We start from the raw sequence: 17,791 nt of genomic DNA, 5'->3' as shown, positions 1-17,791 counted from the left end.
ATGGAACTATGGTTCACTGAAAAACAAACAAAACATTTTGGGATTACGGCGCGTATTAACCGCACATTACATACGGAGCAAACAGAATTCCAAAAACTAGATATGGTTGAAACGGAAGAGTTCGGAAACATGCTTATTTTAGACGGCATGGTTATGACAACAGAAAAGGACGAGTTCGTTTATCACGAAATGGTAGCGCACGTACCTTTATTTACACATCCAAATCCTGAGAACGTATTAGTTGTTGGCGGCGGCGATGGCGGTGTTATTCGCGAAGTGTTAAAACACCCAAGTGTAAAGAAAGCAACTCTTGTTGAAATCGATGGAAAAGTAATTGAGTACTCTAAACAATACTTACCATCAATTGCAGGCGCATTAGATAATGAGCGTGTAGAAGTAAAAGTAGGAGACGGTTTCCTACATATCGCAGAAAGCGAAAATGAATACGATGTAATTATGGTAGATTCTACTGAGCCAGTAGGACCAGCAGTAAACCTATTTACAAAAGGCTTCTACGCTGGAATTTCAAAAGCGTTAAAAGAAGATGGTATTTTCGTTGCACAAACGGACAACCCTTGGTTTACACCAGAACTAATTACAACTGTGTTTAAAGACGTAAAAGAGATCTTCCCAATTACTCGTTTATACACAGCAAACATTCCAACTTACCCAAGTGGTCTTTGGACGTTCACAATTGGATCTAAAAAACATGATCCATTAGAAGTAAGTGAAGAGCGTTTCCACGAAATCGAAACGAAATACTACACAAAAGAATTACACAATGCAGCATTCGCATTACCGAAATTTGTTGGCGATTTAATTAAGTAAGAGAATTGTATCAAACAAATAAAGTGTAAGTAGCTCATTTAAGGTGTTTGTCCAGAAGACTTGAACATGCTAGCTACTTACACTTCTGTAGAGAAAATCGTCTTCTTGTTGTTAAAAAGAAGACCCGGTAAATCGAGAAAGAGGAGCAATTCGCTCCAAATTTGAGAAATAGTGAAAGGTTGGGATACCTTAAGTTCCACATAAGGAGGAAAAGAATATGCGTTTTGATGAAGCTTATTCAGGTAAAGTATTTATTAAAAGTCATCCAAGTTTTGAAGAGTCAAAGGTAGTTATTTATGGGATGCCTATGGATTGGACAGTAAGTTACCGTCCGGGATCTCGTTTTGGCCCTGCACGTATTCGTGAAGTATCAATCGGTCTTGAAGAATATAGCCCGTATTTAGATCGTGAACTAGAAGAGGTAAAATATTTTGATGCGGGTGATATCCCATTACCATTTGGAAACGCACAACGCAGCTTAGACATGATTGAAGAGTATGTATCAAAACTTTTAGATGCCGATAAGTTTCCACTAGGTCTCGGCGGTGAGCACCTAGTGTCTTGGCCAATTTTTAAGGCAATGGCAAAAAAATATCCGGATTTAGCAATCATCCACATGGATGCTCATACTGATTTACGTGAATCGTATGAAGGGGAGCCTTTATCCCACTCTACACCAATTCGTAAAGTGTGTGATTTAATTGGTCCGGAAAACGTATATTCTTTCGGAATTCGTTCTGGAATGAAGGAAGAATTTGAATGGGCGAAAGAAGTAGGTATGAACTTATACAAATTTGACGTATTAGAACCGTTAAAAGAAGTATTACCGAAACTTGCTGGCCGCCCAGTTTATGTCACAATCGACATTGATGTATTAGACCCAGCTCACGCTCCAGGAACAGGAACGTTAGAAGCTGGCGGTATCACATCTAAAGAATTATTAGATTCCATCGTAGCAATTGCAAATTCAAATATAAATGTAGTTGGAGCAGACTTAGTAGAAGTAGCTCCAGTCTACGACCATAGTGATCAAACACCAGTCGCAGCAAGCAAATTCGTGCGGGAAATGCTGCTCGGTTGGGTGAAATAAAAGTGAAGCCGACTGTTTAGACCCGGTGACTAAGGTTCTTTCCTGCAAAAGGTGCTTTTTACCTTTTGGCAGGGAAGGTTCTTAGACGCAAGGGTCTAGGAGGCGTAACTGGATAAAATAAAAGCGGAAGCCACCGATCATTCTAGCCGCTGCAGCTAGATAAAGTAAGAGCCCTCTATATGATTAGAGGGCTCTTACTTTGTCGTTATGTGTCGGTAAGTCGATATATTAAAAAAATCGCTGATATATTTAAAAAACCGCCGATATAATTTCATTTACCATTATGCAACACAAAAAAGAGCTATTCTCAAACGATGGGAATGAAGTGACCCCTAAAAGTTAGACACGGTTATTTCATTAGGCAGCTTGATAAAAGTGAGTCCGGTATTGTACCGGGCTCATTTTTAATTTTGCCTTAATCCGTTTCGTATTATAATAATCTATATATTTTTCTAATTCTATTTTAAAGTGCTCTACATTTTCAAATTCTTTTATGTAGAGGAACTCCGACTTCATAATCCCAAAGAAATTTTCTATTACTGCGTTGTCGTAACAGTTGCCTTTTCGAGACATACTCTGGACGATAGTTCTTGATTCAAGAGTACGGACGTACTGTCTCATTTGATAATGCCATCCTTGATCCGAATGCATCAGTAGCTGGTGCGTTTCAGGTAAACGTTCCAATGCTTTCTCTAACATGTCTGAAACAAGCGAATACGTCGGTCTAGAACCAATTGTATAGGTAATAATTTCACCATTATACAAATCTAATACAGGTGATACATACAGTTTTTCTCCAAACAATTTAAACTCTGTGATGTCTGTTACCCACTTTTGATTCGGTGCATCTGTATGAAAATTACGCTCTAAAATATTAGGTGCAATTCTACCGACTTTTCCTTTATAGGATTTATATTTCTTCATACGCACGACACACTTTAACTCAAGCTCTTTCATAATGCGCTGAACCTTCTTGTGGTTCACTTTCTGGCCACGATTCGTTAACTCATCACGAATGCGACGGTAACCATAACGACCTTCATTTTCCTCATAAATCGCTTTAATCTCAGCTTTCAAATCGGCATCTACATCTGGACGATTCATTTTCTTTACTAAATCATAATACGTGCTTCGAGGAATAGTAGCTAGCTCCACGAGTGCCTTCACCGAATATTTATGCCTTAATTCATAGACTACTTGCGCTTTGTCTTGTTTTGTGATTTTTCCTTGTTTTGAACTAAGGCATTTAACTTTTTTAAGTACTCATTTTCCATCTCAAGCTGTTTAATGCGTGCTTCAAGTGCCTCGACTGACCCTTCAGCTAAATGTTGTTTTAATTGTTTATTTGAATCTTTTTTCATGGATGGACGCCCCTTTTTCTTAGATTGAAGGGCATCAATTCCTTGTGTTTCGAGCTGTTTTTTCCAAACAGAAATCGTTGAAGGGGCAGGAATATTAAAGATAGCTGCCGTCTCAAATAAGGACATACCGTTTTCAATCATAAAGTTTAGTACATCTAGTTTAAATTGTTGTGTGTAATTTGTACATCGTTTTAGAAAAGCTTCCAGACCATTCTGTTTATATTGGTTTACCCAATTCAAAATGATTGTGTCACTTATACCGAGCGATCTACCCATTTCTCGATAACTTTCATTTCCGTTCAAATAACGTAGAACGATTTGTATTTTTTCATCAGCTGTAAATTTAGCCATAGAAAAACTGCACCCCCAATTGTTAGACTGTGTCTAACAATTGGGGTGCAGTTCACATAAAGGTGCTCTAGTGATAGAACTAATTTTGTAAAGAACTATTTATTCAATAAAGAAGGACTTACGAATTATTATATGAACGTTTTGTTAATTAAGTGTGTATCAATTAGACAGGAATTTTATTTCTCTACACCTATTTGATTTTACGGGCCAAATCATGTTAAAAGTAAGAAGAAAATTATTAAGTTAATGTTATTTTGTTTAAAATAACATCCCAATCGGAATCATCACCTTCCCATCTATCCTGATAACGTGGGAGTTCAATTGAACAAACCCGCGATATTCCCCAATTTTGTTCAACAATATTAGATATACCCTCCTTGAAATTAACAATAAGGATATTAAAATCCTTATTTGTAATTTTAGATAATACGTTTTGTAATTCAACCGCTTCATCTCGATTTCCCCAAATTCTAATGAATAAAATGGATTCACTACTATTTATTTTTTCAAGGAATTGATTAATTCTAGTGTCTAATTTAGCTTTAAAAGAAGGATAGGTTGATTTCAAATCCTTTTCTGAATTAATAGGAAAATCATGCATTGAAAAACAATTATAATAAGTGTCCTTTATACAGTAGGTAATTCGTTCTGCCCATTTAATTTGATTATCAAATTCTGATTCAATAAGACCGTAACTTTCTGAACCTTCTATAATCATATTTTCCAACTTCATAAATTTTTTAAATCGATTTTGAAGTAATCTGTTTACATCTGAAAGTGATGGATAATAAAACCAATCTAAAGGTCCAGAAAATGTTCTTAAATTGTGTCTTTTGATTTGGTTGGTGACTTGACACAATCCTCCTAAACTTACAATTACGCCATAGGATTTTTGTATATCTTCTAGGTTCATCCTCATCATCCTTTATAAAAGTAATTTAAATTATCTGTTCAGTATATGATGCAATAACATATTGATGTGGACCTATATATCACAGTACATAGAGCTAAGACATTTGTATAAATTTAAAAAGTCAAATACCTAAGTTGAGGGATTTCATCTTTGATGTTATATCATGGAGTTACTATTGGAATGAAAGCTGGTAGGGATATTGCGCCAGAGTTATATTTTCTGCAGTAACTTAATTTAGAAAACTGTTCTTGATTACTGTAGTAAAATTGTTGTTTTTTAAACATTACTTATCCGGATTCATGAAAAGTATTTTAATGTATTATTTTATATAACAATATTTAGTTTTAATATTAAAACTAAAATATGGAAGTAACATAGGGGATTCACGCATATAGTAATGTTAATGATAAAATTAACAAAATTTTCATTTAAATCAGATAAAACTATGATGTTTTTAACTTATAATAATGTTACTACGATGAAAAAATGGCTACTAATTAGTTAATTTAAAAATCAATTTTAGATAGGAAGAGGATAATGAAGACCAGAGATAGTTATAAAATTATTGTAATTGGTGCTGGGACAGCAGGACTATCTTCTACTGCACATTTATTACGAAATGTACCCCTATTGAAAGAAAGTATAGCAATTATTGATCCATCAAAAAAACATTACTTTCAGCCACTATGGAGTTTAGTGGGGGGAGGAATTGTTTCAAAGGAAAGTACGATGCGTAATCAGGAATCGCTTATTCCAAAAGGGGCAACGTGGATCCCTAAAAGTGTTGTTAAGTTATTTCCATCTGAAAATAAGATACTTTTAGATGACGGACTGCTACTTGAGTATGAAATTCTTATTGTAGCAGCTGGTATACAAATAAATTGGGACAGTATTAAAGGCTTAAAAGAGTCTATTGGCACTAATGGGGTATGTAGTAATTATTCTTATACATATGTTGATTCTACTTGGAGAGAAATCGAAAAATTTAAAGGAGGAAATGCGCTTTTTACCCACCCTAATACTCCTATTAAATGCGGTGGTGCTCCACAAAAAATTATGTACTTAGCAGAGGAGTATTTTTGTAATAGTGGTGTAAGAAACAGAAGTGAAGTAATGTTTTATTCTGCAAACAATAACATATTTCAGGTTCCACGATATGCAAATACTTTAGAACAAGTACTAGAAAGAAAGCAAATTATAACGAATTATAATAAAAATTTAGTGGAAATTATCGCCGAAAAGAGAGAGGCAATTTTTGAAGATACGCAAACACTAAAAAGAGAAACCGTACCATATAGTATGATACATGTTGTTCCACCAATGGGGCCACCTAATTTTATTAAAGAGAGTGAGATAAGTAATCATCAGGGATGGGTAGATATAAGCCCTTATACTTTGCAGCATGTGCAATATAAAAATATTTTTGGACTTGGAGATTGTACCAATTTACCTACCTCTAAAACTGGAGCAGCAATTCGAAAACAAATACCCGTCTTAAAACAAAATATTATGGACGTATTTAGCGGAAGAGATTTACAGGCTAAATATGATGGATATACATCATGTCCGATTGTTACAGGATATAAAAGTCTTATACTTGCTGAATTTAACTATGAACATGAGCCTCAAGAAACGTTTCCATTTAATCAAGCGAAAGAACGGTATAGTATGTTTTTACTTAAAAGATATATGTTGCCATATATGTATTGGAATTTAATGTTGAAAGGGATTCTATAGGAGAAGATAAAAAGTGGTTACAAAAATTGAAAATTAATTTGAAATAACTAATTGGAGGGAATAGCTATGCTTTTAAAATATTTTTATGATGAAAAATTAGCACATGCTTCCTATTTAGTCGGTTGTCAGAAAGAAGGCGTAGCAATCGTTATTGATCCTAGTCGCTATATAGAACAATATATAGAATTTGCTAAGAAAGAGGGGATGGAAGTAATTGCTGCGGCTGAGACTCATATTCATGCTGATTTTCTTTCCGGGTCTAGAGAACTTTCTAATCTTTACCATGCAAATTTATATGTATCTGATGAAGGAGATTGTGATTGGAAATATCAATATCTTAACGAAGGTCGATACAAATTGGTTAGAGAGGGCACAGAGTTTAAAGTAGGTCATATAAAATTTAATGTAATTCACACCCCAGGGCATACGCCTGAAAGTATTTCTTTTTTAGTAACTGATACAAGTCAAAATAATTATACGAATGATAAACCGATAGGAATATTCACAGGTGATTTTATATTTGTAGGAGATATAGGAAGACCGGATTTATTAGAAACTGCAGTCGGTATTAAAGATACTGCAAAAATAGGAGCGAAACAATTATTTGATTCTATACAAAAAATAAAAATACTTCCTGATTATTTGCAAATATGGCCATCACATGGTGCGGGAAGCGCATGTGGAAAAGCATTAGGAGCAATTCCAACTTCTACATTAGGTTATGAAAAGATGTTCAATTGGGCATTTCGGTGTAATGAAGAAAGTGATTTTATATCGACTTTATTGACGGGACAGCCAGAGCCTCCAAAGTATTTTTCATTAATGAAGAATTTAAATAAGTATGGTCCGCCAATTCGTAAGAAGAGAAAAAGTACTGCTATTAATACAGTAGAAGAACTTCAAGAAATTTTGAAGAGCGTTCATCAAATAGTTGATATAAGGGATGTAGAGAGTTTTGCTGCAGGTCATATCGAGAAGTCAATTAACATACCTTATAACAATTCTTTCACAACTTGGTGTGGATGGTTATTAGATTATAAAAAAGAAACTTTAATAATTCTAGATGAGGAAAAGGTTAAAGTAGAGGCAGTTATTAGAGAATTTGAATCTATTGGGTTAGATAATATTATTGCTTTTGCACCCTTAAAAGTAATACAAAGACTTGATAGATTTGAAAGTTACAAAGAAAAAACATCGATTGAATTATATCCGCATATAAAAGGTGGAAGCGTTAAGGTTATCGATGTGCGTAGTAAAAAAGAGTGGGAGGAAGGACACCTTCATGATGCAATACATATCACTTTAGGTAATCTATTTGAACAACTAGATTATATACCGAAAGATTTTCCAATAGTTTTGCAATGTCGAACCGGATTACGTTCCGCTATAGCAGCTAGTATTTTACAAAGAGCTGGTATAAAGGAAGTAGTGAATTTAAAGGGAGGATTTCTTGCATGGAAAGAAGAAGGGCTTCCTTATACAACAAGCAATCTCAATGTGTAGAAAAATATTATATGCTAGGTAAGAATAATTAAAAGAAGTTATAGATGACGTGTTAGAAAAGGGAATCATAATTGTTGCAGCTTCAGGAAATACATTAGGATTATTAATTGATTATCCAGTTAAATATGAAAATGTAATATTTGTTTTAGCATTAAATAATTTAACATTGGATCCATCTTTTATGGAATGGCAGTGTTGGAAGTACTTAGGTATTATCAATAAGAACCCAATTTAAAATTCTCTTGGATGCAAGAGAATTTTTTTATTGGGAATAGTAAGGGGGAGGGGAGGTGCATTACATATGGGAAAAGGTAGAAGTAATAATGCTGGTAAAAAGCAACCGAATTTTGATGATTCATCTAATTTTGCTAAACAAAGCCAACCGACAGAAAAGAAGAAGAAATAAGAACAGGAGCTCTCTTGATAAAGGGAGCTCCTGTTAAAAGTGGATTGACGTTTCAGAATAACATATCGATAGATTAATCCAATAGCCATAAATACAAGGTTTTAATTTTTCGAAGGGCACCTAATTTAATATTATTGTCCCGCTTTTTTATACGTATTGACGCGTTAAATCCATTTGAAATGCTCCTTAATGGCGTTGGGCGTGACCTTAATTAAAATTTTTTAAACCTAATGGGACTTACCATTAAGAGGGCGAGGATTAAAGTAATCCATGCATTACTATATGAAAACAATGCCATACCAGCCAATGATAATCCTGCAGCTGGAATAGGTAATCCCTTAAAATATCCAATAGTTGGTTTAATACTAAATTTAGCTAATCTTAAAGCACCCATTGTTGGGAATAGGATAAATGCCAAAGAAGTTAAAATAGAAGGTGTTGCTATCGTATGAAATAAAAGCGCAGGAGCGACGCCGAAACTAACAATATCAGCTAAGGAATCCAATTCTACGCCAAACTCACTGTTCACTTTTAATTTTCTCGCAATTCTTCCATCAAGAAAATCTAAAACAGCTGAAAAGAAAATGAGAATGGAGGCTGTTCCTAAATATTCACTCATATTCAAGGTGATTGAGAAAACACCGCACAATAAATTTCCAATCGTAAATAAATTCGGTATAACTTTTACAAGCTGATTAAACAAGTTTGTTCCTCCTAAATTAATTAAACTTCACATTTCTGTAGCAATTTCTATATATTCTTCCGTTATTCTTAAAAATATATGACCACTGTATTACTGTAAGCTAATTAAATTTCGATAAGAGAAAAATTGATTTCTTAAATGTTCCACGGGTTTATAAAAATGTTTAATCATTTTCAGTACGCGTTATTGAATATTAGCACTTGATAGTTGATATTTCGAGTAGTCAGGGATTTTCCGGTTCTGGTGCAAAAAATTAAAGGTAATTAAAAATAATCTCTAAAAAGGAGACATAATGATACTATTATTTTAAAAAGGTTCGTGGTTGGTATCGAATATAAAAAAATAGAATTTTTATACAAAAATCACCCGAAAGGGTGCCTTTTGTACCTCTTAAAATGACTGAAGATGTGTTTACTTGAGTTCATTAGGTAGTTAGAGGTTGATAGACTATCTTTAACGAAAATGTTGAGTAGTTCATCTTCATTATATATCAATTTAATAATGATTGGGGATTTAGAAAGTTCCATGGAAAGTACATATCAACCTGATTGGAAGATTGGAAATTTAATAACTGGTGATACATTTTACTTAACGCAACATTTTGGTGCGCAAATGAAAATTTTTAAAGTCCACACAAATGGTACCCTAGAACGATTCCAAACAATAGAACCAGAATTAAAATAAAATTTTTGTAGCATCAATTAAATTCATTTCTTTTTATGCAAACACACTTTCAGCGGAACTAACTTCTTCACTATTTTGCGCTGGAAAGACTTTATAAAAAATGGTTACGTTTTCTGATCTTGAAATAACCCTCTCAAATTGCAATCCTGCTTTTTCTAAAAGCTTTACTGCATCAACAATAGAAGTAATTGCTACAAAAGTTTTTCAAATAAAATTTATAAAAGCTTGATAGGTAATACCAAGGGAAAAGACCGTAGCTACTATATGTGCAGTCCATTTAGGCATATTTAAATTTAATACGGTATTGTACAACATTCCATATACGATACAAATGATTAATATGAATGCAATGAATTGAAGAACTAATAAAAATAGCGGTTGTTCCATTTATTCTCACTTCCTTTATTTGATATATTAATATAATTTATTTAAATGTGAAAGTTTTATTTCTATGAATTTCCAAAAAATGTGATATGAAAGGCATAGTAGTAATCACAAGAATTACTGCAAAACTATAAATGGAACTAAAAGTATTATGACGAGATCAGTAAAATAGTAAAGAAGGTCACCATTCACGGCGACCTTCTTTACTATGCGTTATACCCAAATAATTTTAAATCTTCTCCTGAATCTGAAATGATTTTCTCAAATCGTAATCCTACTTTTTCTAAAAGCTTTCCTGAGGCGATGTTATCTACAGAAGTAATTGCTACAATTCGTTTCATGCCGAGCTTTTGTACACCGTATTCGATTATCGCAGAAGCTGACTCGTAGCCATATCCTTTTGAACGGAATGTCTCTAAAAAGGCAAACCCGATATCAACGTCTTCTAATGAATCTCTTTTAATAAGGCCACACATACCAAGTGGAGTGAGATCTTTTTTTCGTTCTACTAAGTAAAGGCCGAATCCAAGTTTGTTATACATATCGATGGGACCGTTTACAATATAATTTTTTGCATCTTCTAAGTTACTAACTCCTTTGTCACCGATAAACTGAATCCATGCAGGATCGTTTACTAACTCAAGAATAAAAGGAGCGTCTTTTATATCAAACCAGCGAAGATTAAGACGTTCAGTTTCAAGAACTATCAATAATTACACCACCTTTAAAAAGTTATAACAATTAGTATGGATTGTGTAAAACAAAAGTGCAACATATTTTAATGGGGGTGTTTGTTCACATAAAGTTCGTTTGTTTTGTATAGAGAGATATCTTATAATTAGGATTAATTGTAAAGAGTGAGATGCTTATACAATGACTCCTAGGTGACTAGGAGTTTTTACTATATAACTATCATTATTACTAAATATGACACACTATAAATTCTACTCAAGGAGGTACATAATGAAGAAATTATATAATGCATCGTTTACGTATTTGATTATCGGTTTATTATCAGGGATTTTCGCTAGGGAGTATGGTAAGTATAAAGGGATTTTAGGGTCTACTTTGTTAAATCTTTTGCATACGCATACACTTGTACTTGGCTTTTTCTTCTTTTTAATTGCTTTAGGATTAGCAAAAGTATTCGCGTTTCATGAAGTGCAAGGGTTTAATAAGTGGTTTGTTTTACATAATATTGCATTAACATTAATGTTAGGTTCGCTAGCAGCGAGAGGGCTTCTTCAGTTAAATGGAGCTGACTTTAAAGGGTTAACTTATATTGTAGGATTTTCTCATTCGTTGATGGCAGTTACTTTAATTTGGTTTATGTTGTTAATAAAGAAATCGTTTAAAATGTAGTGAAAAAGAACTTGTAGCGTGTGCTGCAGGTTCTTTTTTGTATGTTCAGGTTTAATAATCTTATTTTTCTAATTATTTTGTATAAAGATGGTATACTTGTTTTAAAATTAAAAAGGAGAGTTGATTATGGAAATAACAATTGAACATGTAGTAAATGAATTAAAAGGCATACTTCCTGAAGATCGAGTAGTAATAAATATGACAGTACGAGAGTTACATAGTAAAGATGAATCTTACCATAGTAGTAGTTTACCTGATGTAGTTGTTTTTCCAAAAACGACCGAAGAAGTTAGCGCGATAATGAAAATAGCGATTCAGCACGGAACAGCTGTCGTTCCATTTGGAGTAGGGTCCAGTTTAGAGGGACATGTAATTCCTTACGAAAAAGGAATTACAATGGACTTTTCTCTTATGAACAAAATACTTGAAATAAGAGAAAAGGATTTTCTTGTGAGAGTACAGCCAGGGGTGACGCGCTCTCAGCTTAATAAAGAATTGAAAAAGTATGGATTATTTTTTAGTGTAGACCCAGGAGCTGATGCAACGTTAGGAGGAATGGCTGCTACAAATGCGAGCGGAACGACAGCGGTAAAGTATGGGGTAATGCGTGATCAAGTTCGAGATTTAGAAGTCGTTCTTGCTGATGGAGGAGTAATACATACCGGGAATTTAGCAGCGAAGTCATCATCAGGTTATCATTTAAATGGTATTTTCGTAGGCTCAGAAGGAACACTTGGATGTTTCACGGAGTTAACTTTAAAAGTATACGGTATACCAGAACATGTTATGGCTGCGAGGGCATCGTTTCCAACTATAAATGATGCAGTAGAAGCTGTAATTAACATATTACAAGCAGGTATTCCAATCGCGAGAATTGAACTCGTTGATGAATTATCTATGAAACAAGTAAATTATTACAATGAAACAAGTTACAGAGAAGAACCGACACTGTTTTTAGAGTTTCACGGCAATGAAGCAGGGTTAAAGCAAGATATTGAATTTACGAAAGAAATCGTTCTTGATCATAAATGTATAGAAATTGCGTTTGAGACGGAAACAGCAGCGAGAAATAAGCTGTGGGATGCAAGACATAACTTGGCGTACTCTTACGTGCATAGTTATCCTGGTAAAAAGCTAATGAGTACAGACGTATGTGTACCAATTTCGGAATTAGCTGGAGCGATTCAACATGCGAAAGAGGTATTACATAAAGTAGGGCTTATTGGCGGTATTCTCGGTCATGTTGGGGATGGAAATTTCCATGTACTCTTAATGATTGACACAAATGATAAGGAGGAAGTGAAGAAGGCAGACGAAATAAATGAAAGTATCGTTCAGTATGCTCTTAAACGAGGAGGAACGTGTACAGGAGAACATGGCGTTGGAATCGGGAAACGAAAGTATCAAGAAGAAGAACATGGGGCGGCATTATTTGTAATGGAGAAAATAAAGAAAGTTCTTGATCCGCAAAATATTTTGAATCCGAAAAAGGTGTTTCAATTAAAAGATAGGGGCTGAGTGGATGAAAGTAATATAGCTGGAAAGTATTTTGCATTTTGGACCGGTTGCTGCACTCCCAAGTGTATTAGCGGCAGTATGGCATAACATTGCAGGGCCAATATTAGCAACCATCTGGTCAAAAAATAAAAAGAATACTTTCAGCGATGAAAATGTATCAATAAATATAGAAAAATAGGAATGATAAATAATGCAAAAACGTATTGTACATTTTGAAGGAATGGTTGTATTTTTAGCCACGATTTATATGTATTCGATATATGAGTTTAGTTGGATTATATTTTTTGTATTCCTTTTAGCGCCGGATCTATCAATGTTAGCATATGGGATTAATAATCACGTTGGTGCGAAAATATATAATGTATGTCACACATATATCATATCCATATTAATTGTTCTAATAGGTGTCTATTTTAAGATGGATATCGTTATAATGATTGGCTTAATATGGACAGCACATATTGGAATGGATCGAATGTTTGGATATGGATTGAAATATGAGACGGATTTTAAGGATACTCATATTCAACGGTTATAATTTGTTTTGAGAAGAGGGGTACGTTGAAGCAGAGAATTGCTATCGAAGAATATAATGTCAAATGGGAAAGTGAATTTAATAAAATATACACTCTTATTAACAATGTAATGGAAGACAGCATTGTATCTATTGAACATGTTGGGAGTACATCTGTTAAAGGGCTTGCATCAAAACCAATACTAGATATTGATATTGTAATAGAAGAGTACGAAATTTTTCATGAGGTAGTAAAAAAACTTGAGAAGATAGGGTACTATCATCAGTTAGAATGGAGCTTTAAAGGAAGAGAGGCGTTTGGAAGAAAGGATACGTTCGTTCCATGGAACGAGAGAAATACAGTTTGGATGGAACATCATTTATATGTGTGTGATAAAAATAGTGAAGAGTTGAGAAGGCATATAGTGTTTCGAGATTACCTTCGTGAACATACTGAAGTAGCTAATGAGTATGGAAACTTGAAGGAAGAGTTAGCAAGAGAGTCGAAAAATCGATCTAGTTATATTGAGGGTAAGACCGTATTTATTACAAATATATTAGAAAAAATAAACTAAAGCAGCATGGAATACATGCTGCCTATTGTTTTGAAATAGAAAGCTGCCATTATAAAACAAATACAAACTGGCCCTGTTGATTGATGCGGTTACTAAATATAATAGGAAACAAAATAGAAAAGAGCGGAAAAGAGGGAGCTTATGTACATACCAAAATATTTCGCAATACAAGATGAAGAGATGAAGTACGAAATAATGGAACAAAATAGCTTTGCGACATTATTTTCTCAACATAACGGAGAACCATATGCAACGCACTTGCCGTTGTTATTAAATAGGGAGACCCTTACTTTACATGGTCACTTCGCACGGCCGAATGAACAGTGGAAAGATATTGGGACTCAGCAAGTACTAGCTATATTTCAAGGACCACATAGTTACATCTCTCCGTCATGGTATGAAACAAACAATGCAGTACCAACATGGAATTACGTTGCAGTGCATGTATATGGTGAATTAGAAATTGTTGAAGATGAGAAGACATTAGTAGATTCTCTTCAAGATTTAGTAAATAAATATGAAGATCCAGAGAGCACCTACTCACTTAATGATGTAGATCCGAATTATATGGGAGGATTAAGTAAGGGAATAGTTGGATTCAAAATAAAGATAAATAAAATAGAAGGAAAAGCGAAGTTAAGTCAAAATCATTCTGTAGAGAGACAGAATTTAGTTGTGGAGAAACTTGAGAAAGTTGGTAGTGAGGAGAGTAAGAGGATTGCGGAGTTGATGAGAAAATAAAGCCTACATGAAAGGGAAATATTCTAAATAAGCGTATTTAAAAAGACCTTCTTAATTGAAGGTCTTCCGTTTTTTAAAGTGCTTTTTCAGTTGTTGTTGAGTTGTAGTCTTTACTTACGTCAACGGATTGAACAAGGTCAGGTCTTTGGGGTGCCGGGGTGTCCCCAATGTTTAATGCTACATATCCTAACTGTGTTTTCGGTGTTTCTGAGGTGAAGCTTAATCCAAGAGTTGTGATGCTAATAACAGCTAAGCCAATGATGCTCAATTTAATCTTTTTCATTATATCAAAGCTCCCTTTTCTTCATGTTTTTTTCTTGCTTGATTGGCCATGTAAAAGTATTGACTAGCTTTTATATGGTCTTCTTTTTCATAAAACATATTTGCTAGAACATCAGTGTACTCTTGTATACATTCCCAAAGGTTTTCTGTTTTAAAGTAAGAAATTCCTTCCAAAATTATCATTTCTAAATCATTTATAGAAGTTTTATTATTTAGTTCTCTTAAAATCATGAAACGATATTGAAACTCTTTGTTTTCTAGTTTATTTGAAATGTTTAATCCTTTTTTTATAAGTTCTTTAGCCTGAGTATATTCTCCAAGCTTGTAGTATTCACGTGCTTCAACAAAAAGTGCTTTAAAGTGATTTGGTTGCTTAGTTGTAACCTCTGAAATATGACGCATTGCTAACTCTGAAAGGTTTTGACTTGCATATAGCCAAGCTAAATTATGTCGTACTCTTAATGATAAAGTCTCCTCTGAATACTTCTGTAGAATATTTAATGCTGAATCAAGTCTAATTTCAGCTTGTTCAAACTGTTTTAAATCAATACAAGATAAACCAAAGATGTTATCACACAAAGCAACATTAATTTCACAGTTTATATGTTTTGAAAAAATCGCTTTAGCTTCATTTGCAGATTGGATTGCTACTAGTGGTTGATATGTTTGATAATAATAGGAAGCTAAGCGGTAGTTAAATTCAGCATTCTCTAGTTCGTCAGATACGTGTATTAGCAGCTTTTTAGCGTTCTCGAAAAGGTGTTTTGCTGCATTGTAGTTTCCAATAATTGTATTGTGAATAGCCTTGAAAAAATGATAATAATAAGAAAATAGCCCATTCTCTGGAAGTGGGAAAGAATCAATTTTATTAAAATCATCTTTATTAATATTTAAACCATCTGTTAAAATTTTGTATCTGAAATTAAAAAGTGAATAATACAATTGTAGGTTTGTATCTTCTTCTGAATTAGAGATGATATTTTCAATATCTTTTTTTATTTTTGTTGCATGGGTAGTTTGATGCTGTAAGATAGCTCTATACCAGTCATTAAATAATTTTGTAATTTGTTCATTACCTTGTAGTTGAACGTTCATGAAATCCCCTCACTTTTTGAATATTCTTATAAAATATAGTATCAAAAATAAAAATATTTAGAAATGATGTTTTATATTTCTCAATATTTGTTTAACAAGCTTACGAGTAAGTCTATTGGAATAATGTAGAATTTGTTTTGGATTAAAGAAATGGCATCGGGGGATGTGCATTTTAAAGTTTTAGTTGAGTGGGGGATATAAAAAGGGTGCGTTCACACAATTTATATGAACGCACCTTTTTACATATTAAACAATCAAGTCCCACAAAAAGTACGATAAGGGCGATTCGTCGGTGCAGGCGGAATGCAGTATTCTTCTTGATCTGTAGAATACGCATAAGGATTTGATAAAGCTTCAAGAAGTTTCTCCATTACGCTATAATCGCCATTTGTGACAGCTGCTTCTAGTGCTTCTTCTACACGGTGGTTCCTCGGGATGATGGATGGGTTATTATTTTTCATCATTTCGTAGGCGTTTTCTTTCGAATGTTCTTGTCTTTCTAATCGAGATTGCCACAGTTTGTACCATTCTTTAAATTCAGGACTATCGAATAGAGGGATATTTTCTAACGTATCAAGAGTTAATGAACGGAATGTATTAGTGTAATCTGCTTTATATTTCTCCATCATTTTTAAAAGTTGCTCAATAAGTGGTTGATCTTGTTCTTCGGTACTAAATAGTCCTAATTTCTTTTTCATTCCAAGGAACCAATGGTTTTCATACTGTACGCTAAATTTCGAAATTTCGTCTTGGGCGATTTTTAATGCTTCTTCTTCATCTTCGTGCAGAATTGGTATTAAAGATTCTGCTAATCGAGCGAGGTCCCATGCGGCCATATATGGTTGATTTCCATATGCATAACGACCTTGTGTGTCAATAGAGCTAAATACGGTTCCTTGATTGTAATTGTCCATAAATGCACAAGGACCGTAATCAATTGTTTCGCCACTAATCGTTATATTGTCAGTGTTCATTACACCGTGGATAAATCCAACAAGTTGCCATTTTGCGATAAGACTGGCTTGTCTTTTAATGACTTCTTGTAGTAATGCAGTATATCGGTTTTCATGAGCTTCAATTTCTGGGTAATGCCTTTTTATCGTATAGTCAGCTAGTGATTTCAGGTCCTCTATTGAACCACGAGCTGCAGCATATTGAAATGTACCGACGCGTATATGGCTACTAGCTACTCTAGTTAAAATTGCTCCAGGTAACTTTGTTTCACGATATGTTGCTTCACCAGTTGTGACAACTGCTAAACTGCGAGTAGTCGGAATATCAAGTGCATACATTGCCTCACTAATGATATATTCACGTAGCATCGGACCGAGTGCAGCACGACCATCTCCTCGGCGTGAATAGGGAGTAGGGCCAGAACCTTTCAGTTGAATATCGAAACGCTTACCTGAAGGAGTAATTTGTTCGCCAATTAAAAGAGCACGACCGTCGCCTAACATATTAAAATGTCCGAATTGATGGCCAGCATATGCTTGAGCTAATGGATGAGCTCCTTCTGGGAGTGCATTACCAGCGAAAATAGCAATTTCAGCTTCCTTTTTCAGTTCTTCAGGGGTCAAGCCAAGAGATATCGCTAATGAATGGTTTAGTTTAACTAACTCCGGTGAACTTACGGGAGTAGGGGGGATTTCTGTATAAAATGATTGTGGTAAAGTCGTATAACTATTATCTAAATTCCAACCTGTTTCATTATTTTTAGTCATTGTATCTCCTCCTTTTTGTATTT

The 17,791-nt window shown here is 34.1% G+C and carries 18 protein-coding genes and 1 pseudogene; 11 read left to right on the top strand and 8 right to left on the bottom strand.

Features of this window, described 5'->3' with window-relative positions; translation table 11 throughout:
• Window positions 1-828, top strand: coding sequence for a polyamine aminopropyltransferase (gene speE / locus EBQ15_RS12395; protein WP_000424696.1), 828 nt, complete (start codon window positions 1-3; stop codon window positions 826-828).
• Between the two features lie 217 nt (window positions 829-1,045).
• Complete coding sequence (gene speB, locus EBQ15_RS12390) at window positions 1,046-1,918, top strand: agmatinase (protein WP_001209831.1); 873 nt, start codon at window positions 1,046-1,048, stop codon at window positions 1,916-1,918.
• Between the two features lie 357 nt (window positions 1,919-2,275).
• Here speB and EBQ15_RS12385 read toward each other — a convergent pair.
• Both EBQ15_RS12385 and EBQ15_RS12375 read right to left on the bottom strand, forming a co-directional pair.
• A protein-coding gene (locus tag EBQ15_RS12385) for an IS3 family transposase (RefSeq protein ID WP_085966828.1) occupies window positions 2,276-3,630 on the bottom strand; the annotation gives its coding sequence in 2 pieces (ribosomal slippage) (window positions 2,276-3,177 and window positions 3,177-3,630; 1,356 coding nt in all).
• Window positions 3,631-3,868: 238 nt separating this feature from the next.
• Complete coding sequence (locus tag EBQ15_RS12375) at window positions 3,869-4,543, bottom strand: papain-like cysteine peptidase (protein WP_001047148.1); 675 nt, start codon at window positions 4,541-4,543, stop codon at window positions 3,869-3,871.
• 537 nt (window positions 4,544-5,080) lie between these two features.
• Here EBQ15_RS12375 and EBQ15_RS12370 point away from each other — a divergent pair.
• Both EBQ15_RS12370 and EBQ15_RS12365 read left to right on the top strand, forming a co-directional pair.
• A complete protein-coding gene (locus EBQ15_RS12370; RefSeq protein ID WP_000857315.1) occupies window positions 5,081-6,280 on the top strand; it encodes an FAD/NAD(P)-binding oxidoreductase in 1,200 nt (399 codons plus the stop codon).
• A gap of 66 nt (window positions 6,281-6,346) precedes the next feature.
• Window positions 6,347-7,783, top strand: a complete 1,437-nt coding sequence (locus tag EBQ15_RS12365; protein WP_000925319.1) for an MBL fold metallo-hydrolase — start codon at window positions 6,347-6,349, stop codon at window positions 7,781-7,783.
• 617 nt (window positions 7,784-8,400) lie between these two features.
• On the opposite strand, the gene pssA is transcribed toward EBQ15_RS12365, so the two are convergent.
• Window positions 8,401-8,892: a CDP-diacylglycerol--serine O-phosphatidyltransferase gene (gene pssA / locus EBQ15_RS12355; RefSeq protein ID WP_000483083.1), complete on the bottom strand. Its 492-nt coding sequence runs from the start codon at window positions 8,890-8,892 to the stop codon at window positions 8,401-8,403.
• Window positions 8,893-9,393: 501 nt separating this feature from the next.
• Between pssA and EBQ15_RS12350 the strand changes: the two genes are divergently transcribed.
• The gene (locus tag EBQ15_RS12350; RefSeq protein ID WP_002000399.1) at window positions 9,394-9,576 is read left to right on the top strand and encodes a DUF5065 family protein; all 183 of its coding nucleotides are present in this window, start codon (window positions 9,394-9,396) and stop codon (window positions 9,574-9,576) included.
• Window positions 9,577-9,780: 204 nt separating this feature from the next.
• Here the strand turns inward: EBQ15_RS12350 and EBQ15_RS12345 are convergent, their stop codons facing one another.
• On the bottom strand, window positions 9,781-9,963 hold the full coding sequence (locus tag EBQ15_RS12345; protein WP_000437513.1) for a hypothetical protein: 183 nt from the start codon (window positions 9,961-9,963) through the stop codon (window positions 9,781-9,783).
• Between the two features lie 203 nt (window positions 9,964-10,166).
• Window positions 10,167-10,670, bottom strand: a complete 504-nt coding sequence (locus EBQ15_RS12340) for a GNAT family N-acetyltransferase (protein WP_000636208.1) — start codon at window positions 10,668-10,670, stop codon at window positions 10,167-10,169.
• A 253-nt stretch (window positions 10,671-10,923) separates the two neighbouring features.
• Between EBQ15_RS12340 and EBQ15_RS12335 the strand changes: the two genes are divergently transcribed.
• The 6 genes and pseudogenes from EBQ15_RS12335 to EBQ15_RS12310 all read left to right on the top strand — a co-directional run bounded on the left by EBQ15_RS12335 (window position 10,924) and on the right by EBQ15_RS12310 (window position 14,670).
• Window positions 10,924-11,322, top strand: a complete 399-nt coding sequence (locus EBQ15_RS12335) for a DUF2871 family protein (RefSeq protein ID WP_000737896.1) — start codon at window positions 10,924-10,926, stop codon at window positions 11,320-11,322.
• Window positions 11,323-11,448: 126 nt separating this feature from the next.
• A complete protein-coding gene (locus tag EBQ15_RS12330; RefSeq protein ID WP_000406571.1) occupies window positions 11,449-12,840 on the top strand; it encodes an FAD-binding oxidoreductase in 1,392 nt (463 codons plus the stop codon).
• Window positions 12,841-12,874: 34 nt separating this feature from the next.
• Window positions 12,875-13,018, top strand: a pseudogene (locus EBQ15_RS12325) (bile acid:sodium symporter family protein); the annotation flags it as partial.
• 12 nt (window positions 13,019-13,030) lie between these two features.
• Window positions 13,031-13,378, top strand: coding sequence for a DUF4260 domain-containing protein (locus EBQ15_RS12320; RefSeq protein WP_001172065.1), 348 nt, complete (start codon window positions 13,031-13,033; stop codon window positions 13,376-13,378).
• Between the two features lie 23 nt (window positions 13,379-13,401).
• Window positions 13,402-13,929, top strand: a complete 528-nt coding sequence (locus EBQ15_RS12315; protein WP_000813523.1) for a GrpB family protein — start codon at window positions 13,402-13,404, stop codon at window positions 13,927-13,929.
• A gap of 141 nt (window positions 13,930-14,070) precedes the next feature.
• On the top strand, window positions 14,071-14,670 hold the full coding sequence (locus EBQ15_RS12310) for an FMN-binding negative transcriptional regulator (RefSeq protein ID WP_000275795.1): 600 nt from the start codon (window positions 14,071-14,073) through the stop codon (window positions 14,668-14,670).
• Between the two features lie 73 nt (window positions 14,671-14,743).
• On the opposite strand, the gene EBQ15_RS12305 is transcribed toward EBQ15_RS12310, so the two are convergent.
• The 3 genes from EBQ15_RS12305 to EBQ15_RS12295 form a co-directional block, all read right to left on the bottom strand.
• Window positions 14,744-14,953 (bottom strand): hypothetical protein, encoded by a 210-nt coding sequence (locus tag EBQ15_RS12305; protein WP_000721431.1) that lies wholly within the window; start codon window positions 14,951-14,953, stop codon window positions 14,744-14,746.
• The gene (locus EBQ15_RS12300; protein ID WP_001102728.1) at window positions 14,953-16,047 is read right to left on the bottom strand and encodes a response regulator aspartate phosphatase; all 1,095 of its coding nucleotides are present in this window, start codon (window positions 16,045-16,047) and stop codon (window positions 14,953-14,955) included. The genes EBQ15_RS12305 and EBQ15_RS12300 overlap by 1 nt, the downstream gene beginning before the upstream one ends.
• 254 nt (window positions 16,048-16,301) lie before the next feature.
• Window positions 16,302-17,768, bottom strand: coding sequence for a protein adenylyltransferase SelO (locus EBQ15_RS12295; RefSeq protein WP_000164924.1), 1,467 nt, complete (start codon window positions 17,766-17,768; stop codon window positions 16,302-16,304).
• Window positions 17,769-17,791: the final 23 nt, after the last annotated feature.

It is taken from the genome of Bacillus sp. 2D03 (assembly GCF_003946765.1).
Lineage (GTDB): Bacteria > Bacillota > Bacilli > Bacillales > Bacillaceae_G > Bacillus_A > Bacillus_A cereus.
This window is presented reverse-complemented; position numbering and strand designations above follow the sequence as displayed.

Coding starts and splice junctions, on each gene's coding strand:
- speE (WP_000424696.1), top strand. CDS start 1: ATGGAACTATGGTTCACTGAAAAACAAACAAAACATTTTGGGATTACG.
- speB (WP_001209831.1), top strand. CDS start 1,046: ATGCGTTTTGATGAAGCTTATTCAGGTAAAGTATTTATTAAAAGTCAT.
- EBQ15_RS12375 (WP_001047148.1), bottom strand. CDS start 4,543: ATGAACCTAGAAGATATACAAAAATCCTATGGCGTAATTGTAAGTTTA.
- EBQ15_RS12370 (WP_000857315.1), top strand. CDS start 5,081: ATGAAGACCAGAGATAGTTATAAAATTATTGTAATTGGTGCTGGGACA.
- EBQ15_RS12365 (WP_000925319.1), top strand. CDS start 6,347: ATGCTTTTAAAATATTTTTATGATGAAAAATTAGCACATGCTTCCTAT.
- EBQ15_RS12350 (WP_002000399.1), top strand. CDS start 9,394: ATGATTGGGGATTTAGAAAGTTCCATGGAAAGTACATATCAACCTGAT.
- EBQ15_RS12345 (WP_000437513.1), bottom strand. CDS start 9,963: ATGGAACAACCGCTATTTTTATTAGTTCTTCAATTCATTGCATTCATA.
- EBQ15_RS12335 (WP_000737896.1), top strand. CDS start 10,924: ATGAAGAAATTATATAATGCATCGTTTACGTATTTGATTATCGGTTTA.
- EBQ15_RS12330 (WP_000406571.1), top strand. CDS start 11,449: ATGGAAATAACAATTGAACATGTAGTAAATGAATTAAAAGGCATACTT.
- EBQ15_RS12320 (WP_001172065.1), top strand. CDS start 13,031: ATGCAAAAACGTATTGTACATTTTGAAGGAATGGTTGTATTTTTAGCC.
- EBQ15_RS12310 (WP_000275795.1), top strand. CDS start 14,071: ATGTACATACCAAAATATTTCGCAATACAAGATGAAGAGATGAAGTAC.
- EBQ15_RS12305 (WP_000721431.1), bottom strand. CDS start 14,953: ATGAAAAAGATTAAATTGAGCATCATTGGCTTAGCTGTTATTAGCATC.
- EBQ15_RS12300 (WP_001102728.1), bottom strand. CDS start 16,047: ATGAACGTTCAACTACAAGGTAATGAACAAATTACAAAATTATTTAAT.
- EBQ15_RS12295 (WP_000164924.1), bottom strand. CDS start 17,768: ATGACTAAAAATAATGAAACAGGTTGGAATTTAGATAATAGTTATACG.